At 53.5% G+C, this 22135-nt stretch carries 24 protein-coding genes; 13 read left to right on the top strand and 11 right to left on the bottom strand.

Features of this window, described 5'->3' with window-relative positions:
• Nucleotides 1-28: 28 nt before the first annotated feature.
• The 4 genes from murJ to rimJ all read right to left on the bottom strand — a co-directional run bounded on the left by murJ (nucleotide 29) and on the right by rimJ (nucleotide 3842).
• A complete protein-coding gene (gene murJ, locus V5P19_RS08405; protein WP_334402058.1) occupies nucleotides 29-1564 on the bottom strand; it encodes a murein biosynthesis integral membrane protein MurJ in 1536 nt (511 codons plus the stop codon).
• Between the two features lie 110 nt (nucleotides 1565-1674).
• Nucleotides 1675-2598: a Gfo/Idh/MocA family oxidoreductase gene (locus tag V5P19_RS08410; RefSeq protein WP_334402060.1), complete on the bottom strand. Its 924-nt coding sequence runs from the start codon at nucleotides 2596-2598 to the stop codon at nucleotides 1675-1677.
• Nucleotides 2599-2600: 2 nt separating this feature from the next.
• Nucleotides 2601-3248, bottom strand: a complete 648-nt coding sequence (locus tag V5P19_RS08415) for a YceH family protein (RefSeq protein ID WP_334402062.1) — start codon at nucleotides 3246-3248, stop codon at nucleotides 2601-2603.
• A gap of 9 nt (nucleotides 3249-3257) precedes the next feature.
• Entirely contained in the window at nucleotides 3258-3842 is a 585-nt protein-coding gene (gene rimJ, locus V5P19_RS08420) for a ribosomal protein S5-alanine N-acetyltransferase (RefSeq protein WP_334402064.1), read from the bottom strand.
• Between the two features lie 237 nt (nucleotides 3843-4079).
• On the opposite strand from rimJ, the gene mdtH reads away from it, so the two are divergent.
• The 9 genes from mdtH (at nucleotide 4080) to V5P19_RS08465 (ending at nucleotide 10763) form a co-directional block, all read left to right on the top strand.
• The gene (gene mdtH / locus V5P19_RS08425) at nucleotides 4080-5288 is read left to right on the top strand and encodes a multidrug efflux MFS transporter MdtH (protein ID WP_334402066.1); all 1209 of its coding nucleotides are present in this window, start codon (nucleotides 4080-4082) and stop codon (nucleotides 5286-5288) included.
• 123 nt (nucleotides 5289-5411) lie between these two features.
• The gene (locus tag V5P19_RS08430) at nucleotides 5412-5972 is read left to right on the top strand and encodes a lipoprotein (RefSeq protein WP_334402068.1); all 561 of its coding nucleotides are present in this window, start codon (nucleotides 5412-5414) and stop codon (nucleotides 5970-5972) included.
• A 126-nt stretch (nucleotides 5973-6098) separates the two neighbouring features.
• The gene (gene pyrC, locus V5P19_RS08435; protein ID WP_334402071.1) at nucleotides 6099-7145 is read left to right on the top strand and encodes a dihydroorotase; all 1047 of its coding nucleotides are present in this window, start codon (nucleotides 6099-6101) and stop codon (nucleotides 7143-7145) included.
• Between the two features lie 74 nt (nucleotides 7146-7219).
• A complete protein-coding gene (gene dinI / locus V5P19_RS08440; RefSeq protein ID WP_334402073.1) occupies nucleotides 7220-7465 on the top strand; it encodes a DNA damage-inducible protein I in 246 nt (81 codons plus the stop codon).
• 272 nt (nucleotides 7466-7737) lie between these two features.
• Nucleotides 7738-7992, top strand: a complete 255-nt coding sequence (gene bssS, locus V5P19_RS08445) for a biofilm formation regulator BssS (protein WP_334402075.1) — start codon at nucleotides 7738-7740, stop codon at nucleotides 7990-7992.
• A gap of 116 nt (nucleotides 7993-8108) precedes the next feature.
• Nucleotides 8109-9227 (top strand): N-methyl-L-tryptophan oxidase, encoded by a 1119-nt coding sequence (gene solA / locus V5P19_RS08450; protein WP_334402077.1) that lies wholly within the window; start codon nucleotides 8109-8111, stop codon nucleotides 9225-9227.
• A 59-nt stretch (nucleotides 9228-9286) separates the two neighbouring features.
• Nucleotides 9287-9400 (top strand): YceO family protein, encoded by a 114-nt coding sequence (locus V5P19_RS08455; protein WP_334402079.1) that lies wholly within the window; start codon nucleotides 9287-9289, stop codon nucleotides 9398-9400.
• A gap of 216 nt (nucleotides 9401-9616) precedes the next feature.
• Entirely contained in the window at nucleotides 9617-10183 is a 567-nt protein-coding gene (locus V5P19_RS08460) for a cytochrome b (RefSeq protein WP_334402081.1), read from the top strand.
• A gap of 1 nt (nucleotide 10184) precedes the next feature.
• A complete protein-coding gene (locus tag V5P19_RS08465; protein ID WP_334402083.1) occupies nucleotides 10185-10763 on the top strand; it encodes a YceI family protein in 579 nt (192 codons plus the stop codon).
• 41 nt (nucleotides 10764-10804) lie between these two features.
• On the opposite strand, the gene V5P19_RS08470 is transcribed toward V5P19_RS08465, so the two are convergent.
• A complete protein-coding gene (locus tag V5P19_RS08470; protein WP_334402085.1) occupies nucleotides 10805-11854 on the bottom strand; it encodes a rhodanese-related sulfurtransferase in 1050 nt (349 codons plus the stop codon).
• 221 nt (nucleotides 11855-12075) lie between these two features.
• Here V5P19_RS08470 and V5P19_RS08475 point away from each other — a divergent pair, with 221 nt between their 5' ends.
• From V5P19_RS08475 to V5P19_RS08485, 3 genes are all read left to right on the top strand, one after another.
• On the top strand, nucleotides 12076-13002 hold the full coding sequence (locus V5P19_RS08475) for a Kdo(2)-lipid IV(A) acyltransferase (RefSeq protein WP_334402087.1): 927 nt from the start codon (nucleotides 12076-12078) through the stop codon (nucleotides 13000-13002).
• A 140-nt stretch (nucleotides 13003-13142) separates the two neighbouring features.
• Complete coding sequence (mdtG, locus tag V5P19_RS08480) at nucleotides 13143-14360, top strand: multidrug efflux MFS transporter MdtG (RefSeq protein WP_334402089.1); 1218 nt, start codon at nucleotides 13143-13145, stop codon at nucleotides 14358-14360.
• A gap of 99 nt (nucleotides 14361-14459) precedes the next feature.
• A complete protein-coding gene (locus tag V5P19_RS08485; RefSeq protein WP_334402091.1) occupies nucleotides 14460-14834 on the top strand; it encodes a MysB family protein in 375 nt (124 codons plus the stop codon).
• A gap of 6 nt (nucleotides 14835-14840) precedes the next feature.
• Here V5P19_RS08485 and V5P19_RS08490 read toward each other — a convergent pair whose 3' ends face one another.
• From V5P19_RS08490 to mdoG, 3 genes are all read right to left on the bottom strand, one after another.
• The gene (locus V5P19_RS08490; protein ID WP_334402092.1) at nucleotides 14841-15068 is read right to left on the bottom strand and encodes a YceK/YidQ family lipoprotein; all 228 of its coding nucleotides are present in this window, start codon (nucleotides 15066-15068) and stop codon (nucleotides 14841-14843) included.
• Between the two features lie 67 nt (nucleotides 15069-15135).
• Nucleotides 15136-17664, bottom strand: coding sequence for a glucans biosynthesis glucosyltransferase MdoH (mdoH, locus tag V5P19_RS08495; RefSeq protein WP_334402094.1), 2529 nt, complete (start codon nucleotides 17662-17664; stop codon nucleotides 15136-15138).
• On the bottom strand, nucleotides 17657-19192 hold the full coding sequence (gene mdoG, locus V5P19_RS08500; protein ID WP_334402738.1) for a glucans biosynthesis protein MdoG: 1536 nt from the start codon (nucleotides 19190-19192) through the stop codon (nucleotides 17657-17659). The genes mdoH and mdoG overlap by 8 nt, the downstream gene beginning before the upstream one ends.
• Before the next feature lie 273 nt (nucleotides 19193-19465).
• Between mdoG and mdoC the strand changes: the two genes are divergently transcribed.
• Complete coding sequence (gene mdoC / locus V5P19_RS08505) at nucleotides 19466-20596, top strand: glucans biosynthesis protein MdoC (RefSeq protein WP_334402096.1); 1131 nt, start codon at nucleotides 19466-19468, stop codon at nucleotides 20594-20596.
• 46 nt (nucleotides 20597-20642) lie between these two features.
• On the opposite strand, the gene ymdB is transcribed toward mdoC, so the two are convergent.
• The 3 genes from ymdB to csgC form a co-directional block, all read right to left on the bottom strand.
• Nucleotides 20643-21185 carry an O-acetyl-ADP-ribose deacetylase gene (gene ymdB / locus V5P19_RS08510; RefSeq protein WP_334402098.1) on the bottom strand — a complete coding sequence of 181 codons (543 nt, stop codon included), beginning with the start codon at nucleotides 21183-21185 and terminating at the stop codon, nucleotides 20643-20645.
• Nucleotides 21186-21267: 82 nt separating this feature from the next.
• Nucleotides 21268-21588 carry a type 1 fimbrial protein gene (locus V5P19_RS08515; RefSeq protein WP_334402100.1) on the bottom strand — a complete coding sequence of 107 codons (321 nt, stop codon included), beginning with the start codon at nucleotides 21586-21588 and terminating at the stop codon, nucleotides 21268-21270.
• Nucleotides 21589-21748: 160 nt separating this feature from the next.
• Nucleotides 21749-22081 carry a curli assembly chaperone CsgC gene (gene csgC, locus V5P19_RS08520; protein WP_334402102.1) on the bottom strand — a complete coding sequence of 111 codons (333 nt, stop codon included), beginning with the start codon at nucleotides 22079-22081 and terminating at the stop codon, nucleotides 21749-21751.
• Nucleotides 22082-22135 lie beyond the last annotated feature (54 nt).

Genomic DNA, 22135 nt, shown 5'->3' on the forward strand with positions numbered 1-22135 from the left:
CACCTTACGGTGGCTCCCCTTTTGGCGTTTATGCCGTGCGGCGTGCAAACTCTTTCACTTTAAAGCCCAGTACCGCAAGCGTTGCAAAGTAAGCCACAACCCCCACCGCCACCACCGCCATTAAACGCATCAGACGGACAGGCATCGTTCCCTGCGACCACTCTGGCATGACGTACATCATGCCGACTAAGGCCGCTGACATCACCAGCACCGCAATGACCAGACGCACAAGGAAGGTTGCCCAGCCCGGTTGGGGCGTGAAGATATCCTGCTTGCGCAGTTGCCAGTAAAGTAGACCGGCGTTCAGACAGGCCGCCAGACCAATCGACAGCGCCAGACCGGCATGCTTTAACGGACCGATAAATGCCAGGTTCATCAACTGCGTCATAATCAGCGTCACTATGGCGATCTTAACCGGTGTCTTGATGTCCTGACGCGAGTAAAAGCCCGGTGCAAGCACCTTAACGACAATCAACCCCATCAATCCAACCGAGTAGGCAACGAGCGCCTGCTGGGTCATCAACGCGTCGTGCGCAGAGAATTTGCCGTACTGGAACAAAGATACCGTCAGCGGTTTTGCCAGAATACCCAGCGCCACCGCGCTTGGCAGCGCAAGCAGGAAACAAAGACGTAAGCCCCAGTCCATCAGGCGGCAATACTCATCATGGTTGCCGCTGGCAAAGCTTTTCGACAGCGACGGCAACAGGATAGTCCCCAGCGCCACCCCCAGCACCCCGGATGGAAACTCCATCAGACGGTCAGCGTAGTACATCCAGGAAACCGACCCCGAGACCAGGAATGAGGCAAAGATGGTGTTGATGATAAGCGAAATCTGGCTGACCGAAACCCCGAGAATGGCCGGCCCCATCTGCTTAATGACGCGCATCGCGCCAGCGTCACGGAAATTGATGCGCGGCAGCACCAGCATGCCAATTTTTTTAAGGTGCGGCAGTTGATACGCCAGCTGCAGCACACCCCCTACCGTTACCGCCCATGCCAGCGCCAGTATCGGTGGATGAAAATAGGGCGCAGCGAACAACGCAAACCCGAGCATGCTGACGTTAAGGAAGGTCGGTGCAAACGCCGGAACCGAGAAGCGGTTCCAGGTGTTTAGGATCGCCCCCACCAGCGAGGCCAGTGAAATCAGCAGGATATAAGGGAATGTAATGCGCAGAAGTTGCGCCGTGAGCGCAAATTTGTCCGCCGTATCGGCAAACCCCGGAGCCGTAACCATAATAACCCAAGGCGCAGCCAGCATCCCCAGAACGGTCACGACCGCCAGTGCCAGGGTCAACAGACCGGAAACGTAAGCGACAAATACGCGCGTCGCATCTTCACCCTGCTTGCTTTTATATTCTGCCAGGATCGGAACGAACGCCTGCGAGAAGGCTCCTTCAGCGAAAATACGGCGCAACAGGTTCGGCAATTTGAACGCGACGAAAAAGGCGTCTGTTGCCATCCCTGCACCAAAGACCCTTGCCACAACCGCATCGCGCGCAAAACCGAGCACGCGGGAAAACATGGTCATTGAGCTGACGGCCGCCAGCGATTTTAATAAGTTCATTAACGTGAAGTTCCACAACCATACGGCAAAACGCCTGCAATGCAGGCGTTGAAGAAGCGCTTAGTCTACCGCGATTTAAACGAATTACTATCGGCAGATGTTACAGCGAATTATTCACTCATGGCCTCTCGCCAGAGCCTTTCTATGATGCGCTGCGCCATTATCGCCTGCTCGCCGGAGGTTTCCGGAACCGTCTGATTTTGTACGCAGGTGATGAAGTGACGCGCACAACCAACAAATCCGCGTTGCTCAAGCGTGCTCTGCCAGCCCGGGACGGGCGGCATTACCACGCCGCTGCCCTTCTCCTCTCGCCATTCACGCATGTCGGTAACGTCGTACAACGCGCCGTCAGTCACCGCCTGCACGGTTTCCCTTTGGCTGCCTGCCCGGCGGTGCATGCTGGTGGTGACCTGAACATGGTCGATAGAAAAATGGTGCTCGGCGTACACCATTTCGCCCTGATCGTTGGTCATCAGGGTGCCGCTTTTAAGCTGCGCATTGCCGCCAGCAAGCCAGAGCGCCGTATCCACAACGTGCAGGTAATCATCCAGCAGCGTAAAGCGCAGATCGTTTGGCCCGATGCTGTCGGTACGGTGCTTATCCATCCGCAGCGAAGCGAGATTGCCCGTCGCCGCTTTCAGCTGTTGATAAAGCGGGGAAAAGCGGCGGTTGAACCCGACCATCAGCGTCAGATTTTTGCGTGCTGCCAGGTCAATCAACCGTTCAGCATCCTGCACATTCTCCGCCAGCGGCTTGTCCACACAGACATGAACGCCAGCGTTCAACAGCTCGCTGACCACCTGATAGTGGGTTGCCGTGGAGGTATGCACAAAGACCGCGTCGCACTCGCGCGCCAAATCCTGAAGCGAGTTTGCATACGGCATGCGCCACGTCTCGCAGATGCGCTCCGCTTTCTCGCGCGACGGCGACCATGCGCCCTGAAGCGTCCAGTCAGACGCCGCGCCTAACACGGGCAGCCAGGCTTTTTGCGCGATACCGCCCAGCCCCACCACCCCGACACGTAATGTAGTCACGATTAGTCTCCCAGATGTGCCAGCAATGCATCCAGACGCTGCTTCAGTCCGGCCACCTCTTCTTCCAGCGCGTCCACGCGCGCCGCCAGGCTGTCATCGGTTGCCGAGGAATCAGACGCCGCCACTGCCGAGGTATCGACCTCACCGCTAAACAGGTGCATATAGCGGCTTTCACGTTTGCCCGGTTCGCGGGCCAGCCGCACCACGTAGGGGCCATCCTCGCGGGAAGCCAGTCCTTCCAGCGTATGCTCGACCTCCTGCATATCACTGAATTCATGCATACGGGACGCGCGCGTGCGCAGTTCACCCGGCGTTTGCGCGCCGCGTAGCAGCAGCGTGGTAATGACCGCCACTTCTGCACTGCTCAGCTTCAAATCGCCAAAGTCGGAATTACAAAAGCGCTGCTCGTATTTGGTCACGCGGTTGCCGAAGCCGCTCACGGTGCGCAAATAGTGGCGTTTCACCAGCTCGTCCAGAAGATCCTGCACGTCATGCTCACCCAGATTCATCACCGGCTCGCGGTTGGTTTTTTGGTTACAGGCCATCGTCACGGCATTCACCGAGAGCGGATATTGTTCAGGCGTGGTGACCTGCTTTTCCAACAAGCACCCGATGACGCGCGCTTCTGTAGTGCTTAACTGATATTTCATGTGTTCTCCTTAGCGCCCTGCGGTCCAGTCCCGCGTCGTTAATGCCGTCAAGACATGGTCTCGCCATTCTCCATCTATAAGCAGATAGTCTTTAGCATACCCTTCTTTCTCGAACCCTAAGCGCGCCAGCAGATCGCCACTGCGATGATTGTGGGGCATGTAGTTCGCCATGATGCGATGGATATGTTGCGTGCGTTGCATATAGCGGATCGCCACCGTCAACGCCTCAAACATCAGCCCCTGCCCTTGCCATTTCTGGCCAATGGAGTAGCCGAGATAACAGGCGTGAAACGATCCGCGCACCACGTTAGAAAAGTTGGCAATGCCGACAATCTCTTTTTCATCGGGATCCAGCAGTGCGAAATAAAACGCGCTACCCTGCTTGTGAAATTCCGTAATCATGCCCAGGCGCGCCTGCCACCCTGACGGATAGCAATGGCTCTCATCCCGAACGGGCTCCCAGGGTTTTAAAAACTGGCGATTCTCGGCGTAATAATCCGCAAGACGCCAGGCATCACGCTCATGCACCAGACGAACGACCAGCCTGTCCGTTGTCAGACGCACTTTAGGCACATTGCTGCGATAGCCAAACATCGATACCACTCCTTCCCATCACTTCGGCTCTGCCCATTAGCTTTACTATACCTGCGCGTATGCCTTCTGTGAAAACAGTGACATAGCTTTTTAACCTGTTTTCACCATTTTCGATGAGAAGTGTCTATCAAAGCGCTCTTTTGATAAAAAAATATTGTCGCGCGCAGGGGTGGGAAAAAGCGAGGCCACACCGCAGAATGTTAGCGTGATCACCTTCTTATTTTCCCTGGAGGGAAAATGTCCCGCGTATCACAGGCCAGGAGCCTGGGTAAATATTTCCTGCTCGTCGATAACATGCTGGTCGTGCTCGGCTTTTTTGTCGTTTTTCCACTCATCTCGATCCGTTTTGTCGATCAAATGGGCTGGGCGGCACTCATGGTCGGTATTGCGTTAGGTTTACGCCAGTTTGTCCAGCAGGGCCTGGGCGTCTTCGGCGGTGCCATCGCGGACCGTTTTGGCGCCAAACCAATGATTGTTACCGGCATGCTGTTACGCGCGGCGGGCTTTGCCACCATGGCCATCGCCCACGAACCTTGGCTACTGTGGTTCTCCTGCTTCCTCTCAGGGATCGGCGGCACCCTGTTTGACCCGCCCCGCACCGCGCTGGTGGTGAAACTGATTCGCCCCCAGCATCGCGGTCGTTTCTTCTCTATTCTGATGATGCAGGACAGCGCCGGAGCGGTTATTGGTGCCTTACTGGGAAGCTGGTTGCTGCAGTACGATTTCCGTCTTGTTTGCGCGACCGGTGCCGTTCTCTTTATTCTTTGTGCGCTCTTTAACGGGCTGTTTCTTCCCGCCTGGAAACTGTCTTCGGTTAAAGCCCCCGTACGGGAAGGCCTTGGTCGCGTTCTGCGCGACAAACGTTTTGTCACCTACGTTCTGACCTTGACGGGTTACTACATGCTGGCGGTACAGGTAATGCTGATGCTGCCAATCATGGTAAACGACATTGCGGGCACGCCTGCCGCCGTCAAATGGATGTACGCCATTGAAGCCTGTCTTTCATTGACCCTGCTTTACCCCATTGCCCGCTGGAGCGAACGACGTTTTCGCCTGGAACACCGCCTGATGGCAGGCCTGCTTTTGATGACGCTAAGCATGATGCCCATTGGCCTCGTCAATTCGCTGCAGCAGCTATTTACCTTGATTTGCACCTTCTATATCGGCTCCATCATCGCGGAGCCTGCGCGCGAAACGCTGAGCGCCTCGCTGGCGGACTCGCGCGCCCGCGGGAGCTATATGGGATTTAGCCGTCTCGGGCTAGCGCTGGGCGGCGCGTTAGGCTATGCGGGTGGGGGCTGGCTGTTCGACGCCGGTAAAGCATTTAATCAACCCGAACTGCCGTGGATGATGCTCGGTATGGTGGGCTTTATGACGCTCATCGCCCTGTGGTGGCAGTTTAGCCAGAAGCGCATATCAAGCGGTATGCTCGAGCCGGGCGCGTAGCCCTTCCCGCTGGCGGGGCACCCTCCCGCCTCTATTATCAGCTTTTTCTGCTGGTTTCTGCCATTTCACACTGACATACTGGCGCAACAGGACAGATGCGCCGATTTTTCGTTGAGGAACACTATGAAGAAGATTGTCATTGCCGCTGCACTCATTGTCAGTGGCCTGTTGGTCGGCTGTAATCAGCTTACGCAGTACACCGTCAGCGAGCAGGAAATTAATCAGGCGCTGGAAAAGCATAACAATTTTTCTAAAGACATTGGCGTGCCGGGCCTTGCCGATGCGCATATCGTCCTTAGCAACCTCACCAGCCAGATTGGACGTGAAGAGCCAAATAAGGTCACCCTTTCCGGAGACGCAAATCTGGACATGACCTCGCTCTTTGGCAACCAGAAAGCGAACATCAAGCTGAAGCTTAAGGCGCTGCCGGTCTTTAATAAGGAAAAAGGGGCAATTTTCCTGCAGGAAATGGAAGTGGTCGATGCCGTGGTTTCTCCGGACAAAATGAAACCGGTTCTGCAAACCCTTATGCCCTACCTGAACCAGTCGCTGCGCAACTATTTTAACCAACAGCCGGCGTATGTGTTAAGCGAAGACAAGAGCAAAGGCGAAGCGCTCGCGAAGAAATATGCAAAAGGGATAGAGGTGAAACCGGGAGAGATCATTATTCCTTTCACCAATTAACCTGAAGGGCGCTTAGGCGCCCTTTTTTTTACGGAAAAGTGTGCAAACGAAAACGTTTACGCTTATGATTTGTGTCCGGCAAAAACAGCCATCCTAATGACTGATTCCTGACAAGCCGGAGCTTCCATGACTGCACAACCCCAGGTTCTCAAAATCCGCCGCCCTGACGACTGGCATATCCATCTGCGTGATAATGATATGCTCAAAACCGTCGTGCCCTATACCAGCGAAATTTATGGCCGCGCGATTGTTATGCCTAACCTGGTTCCGCCAGTCACCACCGTCGATGCTGCTATCGCCTACCGCCAGCGTATTCTCGATGCCGTTCCGGCAGGACATGACTTCACCCCGCTGATGACCTGCTACCTGACGGATTCGCTTGACCCCAACGAAGTCGAGCGCGGATTCAACGAAGGGGTTTTCACTGCAGCTAAACTCTACCCGGCCAATGCCACGACCAACTCGAGCCACGGCGTCACCAGTATTGATGCCATCATGCCCGTACTGGAACGTATGCAAACACTGGGTATGCCTCTGCTGGTACACGGTGAAGTGACGCATGCCGATATTGATATCTTCGATCGTGAAGCCCGCTTTATTGAAACCGTGATGGAGCCGCTGCGCCAGCGCCTTCCGGCCCTGAAAGTGGTGTTTGAACATATCACCACCAAAGACGCGGCTGACTATGTCCGCGACGGCAACGAACTCATCGCCGCGACCATTACACCTCAGCACCTGATGTTTAACCGCAACCACATGCTGGTTGGTGGTGTTCGTCCGCACCTGTATTGCCTGCCGATCCTCAAGCGTAATATCCACCAGCAGGCGTTACGCGAACTGGTGGCCAGCGGTTTCTCGCGCGCATTTTTGGGGACTGACTCCGCGCCGCACGCACGCCATCGTAAAGAAGCCAGCTGCGGCTGCGCCGGTTGTTTCAACGCACCCACCGCGCTTGCGAGCTATGCCACCGTATTTGAAGAGATGAACGCGCTCCAGCATTTTGAAGCCTTCTGCTCCCTTAACGGCCCGCGCTTCTACGGACTGCCCGTGAACGACACCTTCATTGAACTGGAGCGCAAAGAGAGCCAGGTCGAGGAATCTATCGCGCTGACCGACGACACGCTTATCCCCTTCCTGGCAGGCGAAACCGTGCACTGGACGGTTAAACGCTAAAAAAACGCAGCCCCTTGTTGTCAAACTCATAATATAACTGTATAAATAAACAGTATATTACACAGGGGGCATTTATGCGTATTGAAGTCACCATTGCCAAAACAACCATTCTGCCTGCTGGCGCACTTGATGCGTTGGCGGGCGAGTTATCCCGTCGTATTAACAGCACTTTTCCTGAAAACGACGGCACCGTCACGGTCCGTTACGCGTCCGGAAACAACCTGTCCGTCATCGGCGGCATAAAAGAAGATAAAGACCGTATTAGCGAAATCCTTCAGGAAACGTGGGAAAGCGCCGACGACTGGTTCATCACAGATTAAATCTTGCTCCCTCATTGTTTTTTTTGCCGGGTCGCCCCGGCTTTTTTTGATTCTCATTCCTGAAGTTCAAATTATTTCAGCATCTTCTTAGAAAATCGTGAACAAGACGGTGTTTTATTGCTCGAACAATCCTAAAAAGCAGAAAAATGTGTTGCCAGCTGTTTATTTTTCCCTTCAGAACCCTTATTTATTGATATACTGAAATTGCTTTCAGAAAAACATGCATTGAACCTCAAAGCCGTTGTCTTCTAACACGCATTAAGGGGGTTATAATGGAAAAGAATAGTGATGTCATCCAGACCCATCCGCTTGTCGGTTGGGATATCAGTACCGTAGATAGCTACGATGCGCTGATGCTGCGTTTGCACTACCAGACCCCAAATCAACTCAACCGTGAAGAAGCGGAAGTTGGACAGACGCTGTGGCTTACAACAGACGTCGCCCGTCAGTTTATTTCTATTTTAGAAGCAGGTATTGCAAAAATAGAATCTGGCGACTATCAGGAAAATGAGTATAAACGGCACTAAATTTATACCTATTCTGCACCCAACAGGCACCCTCGCGGTGCCTTATTTATTTCTCCCTTGTATCTCCCCCCGATGTTAATTACTCTGCTAACAAAGCGTTAGTTTAAGAGAAGCCTATGAAATACGATCTCATCATTGTGGGTAGCGGCTCGGTAGGATCTGCTGCGGGTTATTATGCAACGCAGGCGGGTCTGAAGGTCCTGATGGTTGATGCTCACTTACCTCCTCACTCGGAAGGCAGCCATCACGGCGACACGCGCCTTATTCGCCATGCTTATGGTGAAGGTGAACGCTACGTCCCGCTGGTCCTTCGTGCTCAGGCCCTGTGGGATGAACTGGCAAAACTGACTGAAGAGCGGATTTTCGAGCGCACGGGCGTTATCAACCTCGGGCCGGCTCGCTCCGAGTTTCTCGCCACTGTCGAACACAGCGCGAAAGCCTTTAACCTTGATGTTGAGCGCTTAGACGCCGCTGGCATCATGGCCCGCTGGCCAGAAATTACCGTCCCGGAAGAGTATATCGGGCTGTTCGAGGCCAATTCCGGCGTTTTGCATTGTGAAACGGCCATTAAAACCTGGATTGAGCTTGCCGCCCAGGCAGGCTGCGCACAGCTGTTCAATTGTCCGGTAGACGCGATTACGCATCATGCTGATGGCGTCACGGTCGCGACCCAGGACGGAGAATACACTGCGTCTCGTCTGCTGATTAGCGCGGGCACCTGGGTAACCAGGCTCGTGCCTGGCTTGCCCGTTCAGCCGGTTCGCAAGGTTTTCTCCTGGTTCCAGTCTGACGGTCGATACAGTTCGCAGAACAAATTCCCGGCCTTCACCGGTGAATTACCCAATGGCGATCAGTTCTACGGTTTCCCGTCAGAGAAAGACGCGCTTAAGATTGGGAAACACAACGGCGGACAAATTATCACTTCTCCAGAGGATCGTAAGCCTTTTGGCGAATACCCGCAGGATGGCTCCGAAGCCTTCTCGTTCTTGCGCAACATTTTGCCAGGCGTCGGCGGCTTACTGTATGGTGCCGCCTGCACGTATGACAACACGCCGGATGAAGACTTTATCATCGACACTTTGCCTGGCTATGACAATACGTTGCTCATCACCGGGCTCAGCGGCCATGGCTTTAAGTTCGCCTCCGTGCTGGGCGAAATTGCCGCGCAGTTTGCCCAGGGTATCACACCCCAATTTGATCTGACTCCCTTCTCGCTTTCGCGTTTTAACGGATAATCTTCCACGGGCTCCGGACTTCCGGAGCCTCTTTTCTTTATGCTTGCTCGCGGGGAGTTATGCGCAGGATCGTTGATTTTCTCATCAATAATATTCGCGAGCATTTCATGCTCTATATTTTGCTTTGGGTTTTACTCGCCATTATTGATGTTATTTACATTGTCTTTTACTGAAAAATCCGACTGACAATAATTGACATTACTTTAGGTTTATTTAATCTCTAGCGCGATCGGGAATGTTCTTAACTCGAAGCTATTGAATTACATTTCATGATCACTTTCAAATTTGCTGAAATAAATAAAATAAAAATCGTTATCCATTTATTTCAGTTGCAATATTTTATCTTCCCGTTCATTTTTACTGTTCAATTTTTGAGAATGGTAATATTTATGCAATTGCGTAACTCTCCCCAGCGCTACGGAATAATATCCATGAGTTTGCACTGGATTTTTGCTCTGGCCGTCTATGGCATGTTCGCGCTTGGGCTGTGGATGGTGACGCTCAGCTATTACGATGGCTGGTACCATCAGGCTCCCGAACTGCATAAAAGCATTGGCATCCTGCTGATGATGGGACTGGTCATTCGCATTATCTGGCGACATATTTCCCCGCCGCCAGCCGCGCCGAAGAGCCACAGTAAATTTACCCGCCTTAGCGCTGCGGCTGCCCATATTGCGCTCTATGCCCTGCTTTTCGCTATTTTGATTAGCGGCTATCTCATCTCGACGGCAGACGGTAAGCCCGTCAGCGTCTTCGGGCTCTTTGACGTACCTGCCACGCTGGCAGATGCTGGCGCCCAGGCTGATACCGCAGGCGTGGTTCACCTCTGGCTCGCGTGGAGCGTCGTGATCCTGTCCGTGCTGCACGGACTGGCCGCCCTTAAACACCATTTCATCGATAAAGACGATACGCTTAAGCGCATGCTTGGCCGCTCGTCAGTAGACTCTGGAGCATAAAATGAAAAAACACCTGCTAGGTATCGCGTTAGGTTCTCTGTTATTCACCACCGGTTCAGCCGTGGCGGCTGACTATAAAATTGATAAAGAGGGTCAGCACGCTTTCGTCAATTTCCGTATTCAGCACCTGGGCTACAGTTGGCTATACGGTACCTTTAAGGATTTCGATGGCACATTCACATTTGATGAGAAAAATCCGTCATCCGATAAAGTGAATGTCACTATTAACACCACCAGCGTGGATACCAATCACGCCGAGCGTGATAAACATTTGCGCAGCGCGGAGTTCCTGAACGTTGGAAAATTCCCACAGGCCACCTTTACCTCTACTGAGGTGAAGAAAGAGGGCGATAAGCTGGATATTACTGGCAACCTGACGCTTAACGGCGTGACTAAACCTGTGACGCTTGATGCGAAGTTAATCGGTCAGGGCGACGATCCGTGGGGAGGCAAACGTGCAGGTTTTGAGGCCACGGGTAAAATTCATCTGAAAGATTTTAATATCACAACGGATTTAGGCCCGGCATCCCAGGACGTGGAGCTGGTTATTTCCGTTGAAGGGGTCCAGCAGAAGTCATAATAAAATTGCCCGGCGGGGTTTCACTCCGCCGGGCGTCATCCTTATTCAGGATCGGGAATACCCAGTTTGGTATTCAGGCGGCCACGGGATTTATTAAAAATCTTATTCCCATTTTCACGCCCAGCACGACGGCGGCGCTGCTCTTCTTCCGGCAGCACGCTCTCTTCACTGCACAGCTCGCTACAGCAGCCGTTGAACTTCTCGGCACACGCCGGACACTGAATGAAAAGCAGGTGGCATCCGTCATTTTTGCAGTTGGTATGGGTATCGCACGGCGTACCGCACTGATGGCAATGGGCAATCACATCTTCTGAAATGCGCTCCCCCATGCGTTCGTCAAAGACGAAGTTTTTACCGATAAAGCGTACCGGTAATCCCTGCTCGCGCGCGCGACGCGCGTATTCGATGATGCCGCCTTCAATGTGCCAGACTTTATTGAAGCCGTTGTGTTTCATCCATGCGCTGGCTTTTTCACAGCGGATCCCGCCGGTGCAGTACATAACAATTTTTTTATCTTTATGTTCCTGCATCATCTCGACGGCTTTTGGCAGCTGCTCGCGGAAGGTATCGGCCGGGATTTCCATCGCGTTCTCGAAATGGCCCACTTCGTATTCGTAGTGGTTACGCATATCGATAAACACCGCATCCGGATCGTCGAGCATGGCGTTCACTTCGGCAGCTTTGAGGTATTCCCCCACGTCACCGGCGTTGAAACTCGGATCGTCAATACCGTCAGCCACGATGCGTTCACGCACTTTCATGCGCAGCACCCAGAAGGATTTTCCGTCATCATCAAGGGCAATGTTGAGACGTACGCCGTTAAGGGCCGGGTCGAACCCGTAAAGCACGTCACGGAATGCGCTGACGTTGCTTTCCGGAACGCTAATCTGCGCATTGATGCCCTCGCGCGCCAGATAGACGCGGCCAAACACATTCAGCTTCGTGAATGCCTGGTACAGCGCATCGCGGGTCGCTTGAGGCTCGTTGATAGTAAAATATTTGTAGAATGAGATTGTGGTGCGCGGTTCGGTTTCAGCCAACATGCGCGCCTTCAACATCTCATTCGATACGCGGTTGTGTAACACTGGCATGGTGTACAAGTCCTGCAATCGTAAGTGAGAAATAAAAAACGGTCGGCATCATATAGCAAACAAAGCTAATTTACATCCACACAATTTACGCTACATTTCACACGCCCAATTTATTTGGCTTAACATTTGCTGTATTCGTGCACGTTTCGATGACAGACATTTTGGCAAAGTCTCAAAAAATGAGACAATGACCATTCAGGACGTTAGAACACAGGACAGACATGACCCAGTTACCGAAATTTACTGCCGCTCTTTTGCATCCCCGCTATTGGTTAACCTGGACAGGCGTTGGCGTTTTGTGGCTCGTCGTACAGCTTCCCTACCCTGTCATTTTCCGCCTGGGTAAAGTTTTGGGTCACATTGCTCAGCGATTCATGAAACGCCGCGCGAAGATTTCTTACCGCAACCTTGAACTCTGCTTCCCGCAAATGAGCGAGTCAGAGCGCCATGATATGGTGGTGAAAAATTTTGAATCCGTTGGCATGGGGCTATTGGAAACGGGTATGGCGTGGTTCTGGTCAGATAAGCGTATGGCTCGCTGGACAGAAGTTGCCGGTACGGGCATGGAACCGGTGCACACGCTTCAGGCGAATAAGACGGGCGTACTGCTGATTGGGATCCATTTCCTCACCCTCGAAATCGGTGCGCGTATGTTTGGTATGCAGGCGCCCGGCATCGGCGTTTACCGTCCAAATGATAACCCGGTGATTGACTTGCTTCAGACCTGGGGTCGTATGCGCTCCAATAAAAGCATGATCGATCGTAAAGATCTGAAGGGAATGATCCGTGCGCTGAAATCAGGTGAAGTCATTTGGTATGCCCCCGATCACGACTACGGCCCGCAGGCCAGCGTGTTTGTCCCTTTCTTCGCGGTCGAACAGGCGGCAACGACGTCCGGAACCTGGATGCTGGCGCGTATGTCAAAAGCCGCCATTGTGCCTTTTGTACCGCGCCGTAAACCGGATGGTTCCGGCTACCAGCTGATCATGCTGGAACCTGAAATGTCCCCCCCGCTGGACGATGCTGAAACCACCGCTCGGTGGATGAACGGCATTGTAGAGAAATGTATTATGCTCGCGCCGGAACAGTATATGTGGCTACACCGCCGCTTTAAAACCCGTCCAGAAGGCGTTCCCTCTCGCTATTAATCCCAATGCGGCCTTTATGGCCGCATTCTGTTTTAGCTTTAAAAGCCCCTCCGCATTGCGACAATCATAACCCCGGCGCATAATTAGCAGGCTTATTACTTATGCCTCATGGTGCCCTGCACCTCATTACGCGGATTTTTATGTCACCCTCAGATGCCCCCATAAACTGGAAACGTAACCTCACGGTTGCCTGGATCGGCTGTTTTCTTACCGGCGCGGCGTTTAGCCTGGTCATGCCCTTTCTGCCCCTCTACATTGAACAGCTGGGCGTAACGGGCCACAGCGCACTCAATATGTGGTCCGGTCTGGTCTTCAGTATTACCTTCCTGTTTTCTGCCATTGCGTCCCCCTTCTGGGGCGGCCTTGCCGACCGTAAAGGACGTAAAATTATGCTGCTGCGTTCAGCGCTGGGGATGGCTATCGTCATGGCACTGATGGGCGTTGCGCAGAACGTCTGGCAGTTTCTGATTTTGCGCGCGCTATTGGGACTTCTGGGCGGGTTTATTCCCAATGCGAATGCCCTGATTGCCACCCAAATTCCGCGGCATAAAAGCGGCTGGGCGCTGGGTACCCTCTCGACGGGCGGGGTCAGCGGTGCGCTGCTGGGGCCAATGGCGGGAGGTTTACTGGCGGATAGCTACGGTTTGCGGCCGGTCTTTTTCATTACGGCCAGCGTGCTGTTCCTGTGCTTTATCGTGACGCTGCTCTGCATCCGTGAAAACTTCACGCCGGTTGCCAAAAAAGAGATGCTCCACGCCCGGGATGTACTCACGTCGCTGAAAAATCCCAGGCTGGTACTGAGCCTGTTCGTTACGACCATGATAATCCAGGTCGCGACCGGATCCATTGCGCCCATCCTTACGCTTTATGTGCGGGAGCTGGTCGGTAACGTCAGCAATATTGCCTTTATCAGTGGCCTGATAGCGTCGGTGCCCGGCGTGGCAGCACTGCTCAGTGCTCCGAGGCTGGGAAAACTGGGTGACCGCGTGGGCCCCGAGAAAATTCTGATATGCGCGCTGGTGATTTCCGTCCTGCTGCTTATCCCGATGTCGATGGTGCAATCCCCATGGCAGCTTGGCATTCTGCGTTTCCTGCTGGGTGCTGCAGATGGTGCGTTACTTCCCGCCGTTCAGACCTTGCTGGTTTATAATTCGACCAACCAGATCGCCGGGCGTATCTTCAGCTATAACCAGTCATTCCGCGATATCGGCAACGTTACCGGGCCGCTTGTCGGGGCGGGTATTTCCGCCAGCTTCGGTTTTCGCGCCGTGTTTATCGTCACCGCGGGCGTTGTCATGTTCAATGCGATTTATTCGTGGATCAGCTTATCCCGGGCGCTGCGTCCGGTACGGGAATAAGCCGTACGCGTGACGCCTTATTTTCGCATTCATACTTGCTGAATCTGATCTTCAGCTATTCTTTCCCTGAATACCTTCATGAAAAACAGGGAGACACCGATGACCATGTACGCCACGCTGGAAGAAGCTATTGATGCCGCTCGCGAAGAATTCCTCGCCGCTAACCCTGGGATTGAGGAAGAAGATGCTGACGTGCAACAACTCAATATTCAAAAATATGTCCTGCAGGACGGGGATATCATGTGGCAAGCCGAGTTCTTCGCGGACGACGGCGCGGAAGGGGAATGTTTGCCAATATTGAGTGGTGAAGGTGCGCAGGCCGTCTTCGATGGCGACTATGACGAAATTGAAATTCGTCAGGAATGGCTTGAAGAAAATACCCTGCACGAGTGGGACGAAGGTGAATTCCAGCTCGAGCCGCCGTTGGATACGGAAGAAGGCCAGACCGCAGCCGATGAGTGGGACGAGCGGTAAACGCCGTTACTCGTACGGCCCGTGGCTGGCGTCGATGGGAAGCAGCAATGTATCGAAGATCAGTGAGAATGGCAGATCGAGTACGGTCAGATAGCGCCATGTCGAGTCGCGTAAGTCCCATTTCACGCCAGGATAATACTGATTACCGTGCCCCTGGCCCGGAATGGTGCGGCTGATGATGCTTCCGCAACCGCTCAGCAGCATCGCCAGGATGGTCACAATGACTATTTTCATCTACTACCTCATAAAAAATACCGGCGATATCGCCGGTATTTTATTTATAGCTCAGTGCAGGGAAAGCTTACTTTCCCTTCAGCGCCAGCGGGTTAAGCTTCATCGTCTTGTAGTAGTTCACCCACGAAGAGTATCTCTCCGGAGCAGACCACACGCGGTAGTGAAGCCTTGCCATCGTGACCGGATCGCTCAACAGCACCAAACGGCGGTCGCGGTTTAGCTTTTCCGGGGTCTCATTGAGCGCCTGCTCAACGTGACGATCGCGGGCAATTTCCAGTACCTGACTTGCTCGGTGACGTGCTGTTGCCATAGCCGTCGCCAGGGCATTGAATGACGGGTTAAACACCGCGTGAATAAAGCCATCATTCAGAGAGCGACTTCTGTTCAGCTCCAGATATTTATCCGTATCGACCAGAACCTGCGGCGGTGAATACTCTTCCGGGATCAGGAACAGCTTCCAGCGTTTAGTACGTAAACCCACCGTTGAACGGCTGGAAATCACGGACACAAACGGCGACAGGATCAGCGAGAAGACAATCGGTGCTAGCCAGAACAGGAAGCGCAGATCCAGCCATGCCATCCCTGCCGCCCAGACCAAACCCAGCAATAGCTGCGAGCCGTGACGCATAAAGGCTTCACTCCACGGCGTGGAATCATCGTCACGCTGCGGTGAGTTCCAGACCACTTCCCAGCCGAGGAACGCGCTGACCACGAAAACGGTGTGGAACAGCATACGTACCGGCGCGAGCAGCACGGAGAACAGCACTTCCAGCAGCAGTGAGAGGGTTACGCGGAAGAAACCACCGTACTCTTTCGAGCCTTTGCACCAGATCAGAATGATGCTGAGCAGCTTCGGCAGGAACAGCAACACCATCGTCGACGCAAACAGCATGATTGCCAGCTCCGGACGCCACTGCGGCCACACCGGGAACAGCTGGCGCGGTTGCAGGAAGTACTGCGGTTCCGTCAGGGCATGAACCACCTGCAAGGCCGTCGAGAGCGCAAGGAACATAAACCACAGCGGTGCCGACAGATACGACATCACGCCCGTCAGGAACACCGCACGGTGAACCGGGTGCATCCCTTTTACCAGGAACAGGCGGAAGTTCATCAGGTTACCGTGACACCAGCGGCGGTCACGCTTGAGTTCATCCAGCAGGTTCGGCGGCAGTTCTTCGTATGAGCCAGGCAGATCGTAGGCAATCCAGACGCCCCACCCTGCACGACGCATCAGCGCCGCTTCTACGAAGTCGTGCGACAGAATCGAACCGGCAAATGACCCTTCTCCCGGCAACGGCGCCAGCGCACAGTGTTCAATAAACGGCTTCACGCGGATAATGGCGTTGTGGCCCCAGTAGTGGGATTCCCCCAGTTGCCAAAAGTGGAGACCCGCGGTGAACAGTGGCCCGTAAACACGCGTCGCAAACTGCTGGCAGCGCGCGTACAGCGTGTCCATTCCGGAAGCTTTTGGCGAAGACTGAATGATACCTGCGTTCGGGTTAGCTTCCATCAGGCGAACCAGGCCGCTCAGACAGTCGCCGCTCATCACGGAGTCGGCATCCAGCACCACCATATAGCTGTATTGATTACCCCAGCGACGGCAGAAATCGTCAATGTTACCGCTTTTACGCTTCACGCGACGACGACGACGACGGTAGAAAATCTGGCCTTCACCCTGCACTTCAGCAATCAGCTCCATCCAGGCTTTTTGCTCGGCAACGCAGATATCCGGGTTATAGCTGTCGCTAAGGATATAAACGTCGAAATGCTCCGCGTTACCGGTCGCCTTCACGGACTCCCAGGTTGCACGCAGCCCCGCGAATACGCGATCAACGTCTTCGTTACAGATAGGCATAATCAGCGCGGTACGGTGCTCAGGATTGAGGGGTTCATCCCCGACCGTAGAGGCTGAAATGCTGTATTTGTCCCGTCCCATCAACAGCTGCAGGAAGCCCATCAGCGCCGTCCAGAAACCGGCTGATACCCAGCAGAAGAGAACCGCAAACAACAGGAGGATGCCGCTTTGCAGAATATACGGTAGTAGCTGCATGAAGGAGACCCAGATATCCTGGCCCACCATGTCAAACGGGTTGATCAGCGCCCACCCCTGATACGGCAGGATGGTCTTCATGTACCAGGTCGCGACCACCGTCTGTGCCAGCGTGAGAAGCAGCAGGGTATAGCGACGAATCGTTCCCACGGTACGCCATTTCTGTTCGGAAGCCTGTTCTTCTTTGGTCAGACGCGACAGATAGCGTGGCGTAACATCCCGTCCGCGCAGGCGATCCCAGAAGCGACCCACCGGGTTGGTGCGCCACGGATCGGGGAACATAGAGGAACGCGTCGCCTTCGGCATCGCCTGAAGCTGGTCGCGTCCTTCATCGTCTTTGATCAACTGCCCTTCTGCCAGCGAGTCCGGCCATGCCTGCTCCAGACGTGCTTTTACTGACCCCAGGGGCGTATCATCATCACGGGTAAAGTGACGATGTTCACCATCCAGCGCGGTTTGCACCGCGCGGATGTCGCTCTTAGGCAGTGCCGCTTTCTCAATGTCCGTCAGCGGCAGGGCATCAATATATTCAGATGTATTATTCATTGGCAGGTAGCTGATAGCTCCAGGTTTCACTCAGCGGCTGATCGTTACTGACCAGCGCAGCGCGCATTTCAGTGGTCTGTTTCGGATCTTTCACTTTCACGCGCAGGGTTAAACGCCACCCTTTGGTTACCGGGTTATACCGTACGGCGTTTTCAACGATTTCGCCGTTGTCACCGATGCTGGCCTGTGCCGTCACCGCCGTATCCGGGGCCAGTTTTTTCATATCCTGCCCAGCGAAGTCCACCACAAATGCCACGGTGCCATCCGGCTGACGGATCAGGTTAGACTGCTTCACATCGCCCGTAGAGCGGCGAGTCTGCATAACATAGGCGTTATCCGGCGCGTGGAGTTTGTCTTCATCACGGCTAAAGGTGATAGCGTATTTGAAGTTCATCTCTTTACCGGCTTCCGGAAGCTGATCCGGCGTCCAGTACGCCACGATGTTGTCATTGGTCTCATCGTTGGTTGGAATTTCAACCAGCTCAACCTTACCTTTACCCCAGTCACCCTTCGGTGTTACCCAGGCGCTTGGACGCTGGTCATAACGGTCATCCAGATCCTCAAAGCGAGAGAACTGGCGGCCGCGCTGAAGCAGACCAAAGCCCTGCGGGTTTTCCATCGCAAAGCTGCTGACCGCAAGGTGTTTCGGGTTATTCAACGGACGCCAGATCCACTCACCGTTGCCGGCATGGATGGAGAGACCGTTGGAATCATGCAGTTCCGGGCGGAAGTTCGTCGCCGGAGACGGCTGGTTCGGCCCAAACAGGAACATACTGGTCAGCGGTGCGACGCCCAGCTTGCCCACTTTATCGCGCAGGTAAACTTTAGACTGCACATCAACCACCGTGTCACGCCCTGGCATAATCACGAAGCGATAAGCACCCGTCGCTCGCGGTGAGTCCAGCAGTGCGTAGATAGTCAGACGTTTGTCCGTTGGTTTTGGACGCTCAATCCAGAACTCACGGAAACGAGGGAATTCTTCACCTGAAGGCAGCGCGGTATCAATAGCCAGACCACGCGCAGAAAGCCCGTACACCTGCCCCGCACCAATCACGCGGAAGTAGCTGGCGCCAAGCATGCTGACGATTTCGTCGTTTTTATCTTTGCTGTTAATGGGGTAAAGCACTTTGAAGCCCGCAAAGCCCAGGTCTTTTACCGTGTCTTTGTCGTGCTGCACATCGCCAAAATTGAAATAATCCGGGCTGTACTTGATTTTACGTACCGCTGTTGCCGTCACTTCATTGATGGCAACAGGCGTGTCGAAGTACATACCCTGATGATAAAACTCAAGCTTGAACGGGGTTTTTATATTGTTCCAGTACGCTTTATCGTGATTGAACTGGATCTGCTGATAGTCCGCGTACTTCATGTCGCGGAAAACGGAGGGCAGGTTACTTTTCGGCGCTTCGTAGCTCTTGCCAGCCATCGACTTTGCCTGTTTTGCGACGTCATCGATGGTAAAGGACCAAGCCGATGAGGTATACAGGGACAACAACACTGCCGCACCCAACCAACGCATTTTCAACATCTGTGGTTTATGTTTCATAATAAGTAAGCACTTCCCCCTTTGTGTGCTTATATCGATCCGATCCATTTTAATGGAAACTCAGGCAATCCGACAACATTATCACTGCTTTGTTCAGCTCGCTGGCTCAGGGATTAAGCAAATGAAAGAACCCGCTTTTCACTTTGCGTGCTTATCCTGGAGACAGGGTGTCGGTCTTGGTGTAGGGTTGGCTTCGAATGTAACCATTAAGCGTCTTAGGGATAAGGCGAAAAGTCTGAGAATGCACAAAGTTATATGAGCTCAACACCCGTACAACGCGAATATTTCCTCGACTCGATCCGGGCATGGCTAATGCTATTGGGGATCCCGTTCCACATTTCATTGATTTACTCCAGCCACACCTGGCACGTTAACAGCCAGATGCCTTCCTGGTGGCTGACGCTGTTTAATGACTTCATCCACGCCTTCCGTATGCAGGTGTTTTTTGTCATTTCCGGCTATTTCTCTTATATGCTGTTTTTGCGCTACCCCATCAAGCGCTGGTGGAAAGTGCGCGTTGAGCGTGTAGGCATCCCCATGTTGACCGCCATCCCTCTGTTGACCCTGCCGCAATTCATCATGCTGCAGTATGTCAAAGGCAAGGCGGATAACTGGCCGAATCTTTCGCTGTATGAGAAATACAACACCCTGGTTTGGGAACTGGTCTCTCACCTGTGGTTCCTGCTGGTCCTGGTGGTACTGACAACGGTCAGTATGCTGATATTCAGCCGCATGCGCCGTCATGTGAGCCATCACGCTGATACCTTCTTTGCCAGCATCACCTTGGGTAAACTGTCGCTGCTCTTTTTGCTGCTGGGCTTCGCCTACGCGGCCGTGAGACGTACCTTGTTTATCATGTATCCGCCGATACTGAGCGACGGGCTGTTTAATTTCGTGGTTATGCAGTCGCTGTTCTACATCCCCTTCTTTTTGATCGGGGCGCTGGCATTTATCTATCCAAAGCTAAAAGCACTGTTTACGACGCCGTCGCCGTGGTGCGCGGTCGGTGCCGCCATCGCGTTTGCAGCCTACCTGTTAAACCAGCGCTACGGCAGCGGCGATGGCTGGATGTATGAAACGGAGAGCGTGATAACCATGCTGCTGGGCCTGTGGATGGTAAATGTGGTCTTTGCGCTTGGCCACCGTTTGCTGAACTTTAAGTCCAGCCGCGTGACCTATTTCGTCAATGCTTCGCTGTTTATTTACCTGGTACACCACCCGCTGACGCTCTTCTTCGGGGCCTATATTACGCCACATATCGCCTCAAACACGCTGGGCTTCCTCACCGGGCTGGTCTTTGTCATCGGGATAGCCATCCTGCTTTACGAAATCCATTTGCGGATCCCGCTGCTGCGTTTCCTTTTCTCCGGGAAACCGCAAACGTAAGCCGCATAAAAAAACGCGGCGCACACTGTGCGCCGTTTTTTATTATTCAGGATTCAAATTCCTGTCTGCGCTGAGTCATCAGCCGTTGATAAAGATGCGCGGTCTCTTCGTCGTAGCAAACAAAAATCACCTTTTCCGGCAGTGGCTTAAGGGAGAGATAGTGATAAACCGTGTTCACCGCTATTGTCGCCGCGGCCGCTTTTGGATACCCGTACACCCCGGTGCTTATCGCCGGAAACGCGATGGTTTTATAGCCGTTGTCTGCCGCAAGACGCAGGCAGTTGCGGTATGCCTCTTCCAGAATACTGGCTTCATGGCTATCTCCGCCGTGCCAGACGGGCCCCACGGCGTGAATAACGGCCTTGGCCGGCAGATCCCCTGCCAGCGTGATCACCGCATGCCCTGGAGGGCACTCCCCCTGCTGCTGGCGCACAACCTTGCAGGCCTCAAGAAGCTGCGGGCCTGCCGCCCGATGGATAGCACCATCCACGCCGCCCCCACCCATTAAGGATGGATTCGCGGCATTGACGATCACGTCGACGTGCAACGTCGTGATGTCGCCATGGATAATCTCGATTTGCGGTTTCATACATCCCCCCTGCTACCCGCCTTTTCCCTAAGTGTATCGCAGAGGAGATGAGGATAAAAAACTATCGTAAAGGAAAGTACGGCTACCGATAATCCACCTGAACGACGGCCAGTGTTTTCTGCGGATTGAGGTACGTCATGCTGATACTTGCCATTTCAGGATAACCATTGCGCCCGTTCAGCGCATCGTCATAGCTGACCATACGCGTCTGCATACGGTTATTTTCCGGGCATGACATGGCTATCTGCTGGCGCTGTGGGGTTAGCACACAGGGATCGGCCACAATGGCACCGCGAAAATGAATCACGCCGCCATTCACCACCGTTGCTGAATAAACCGGAGAAATAAAGGCCGACAACATCAGGCCAAAGCCTGAAATAAGAAAAGCTGTAGATTTGGTCACTCAGTGTACTCCTCAATGAAAATCGTCCTTGAGGGGTAAAAGCGCTCCGTGATGACAAATGCCGTAATACATCGTGGAACATCAGGATTCAGTCCCTGATAACAGCATAGCTCATCGGCAAACGCCCGCCACATTCGTAACCTATTGATTTAACGAATAATTAAAGCATACCCCCTGCGGGCGACCACTGCTGGGATAAATGAAGCGATTTTCCATCAGAGATGGTGACACGTATTTTCACCCTGTCCCCGGAATCGATATTTAAACGCAGCTTCATCAAATCAATCGTCTGATTAGCGGGTATAGAAAGGGTATTTTGCTGGCGTGACGTACTCTGCCTGCCCATCCCTTGCCGTTCGGAAAAAATTTGAACCTGACAGTCGCAAGGCTCACTCAGCGTGACCTGTGGAATAATGGTTGTCATGTTGCCCTGCTGCGACGTTTTAAACGTGATCTGACTGGAAAGCGCGGCAAGGAGAATTAAGGTATTCATGGTACACCCCCGAAAAAAAAACAGGGCGCAGGCCCTGTTTTTTTGTAGCACAGA

Origin of the sequence: Enterobacter sp. UNJFSC 003, from assembly GCF_036903355.1 — a bacterium.
Lineage (GTDB): Bacteria > Pseudomonadota > Gammaproteobacteria > Enterobacterales > Enterobacteriaceae > Enterobacter.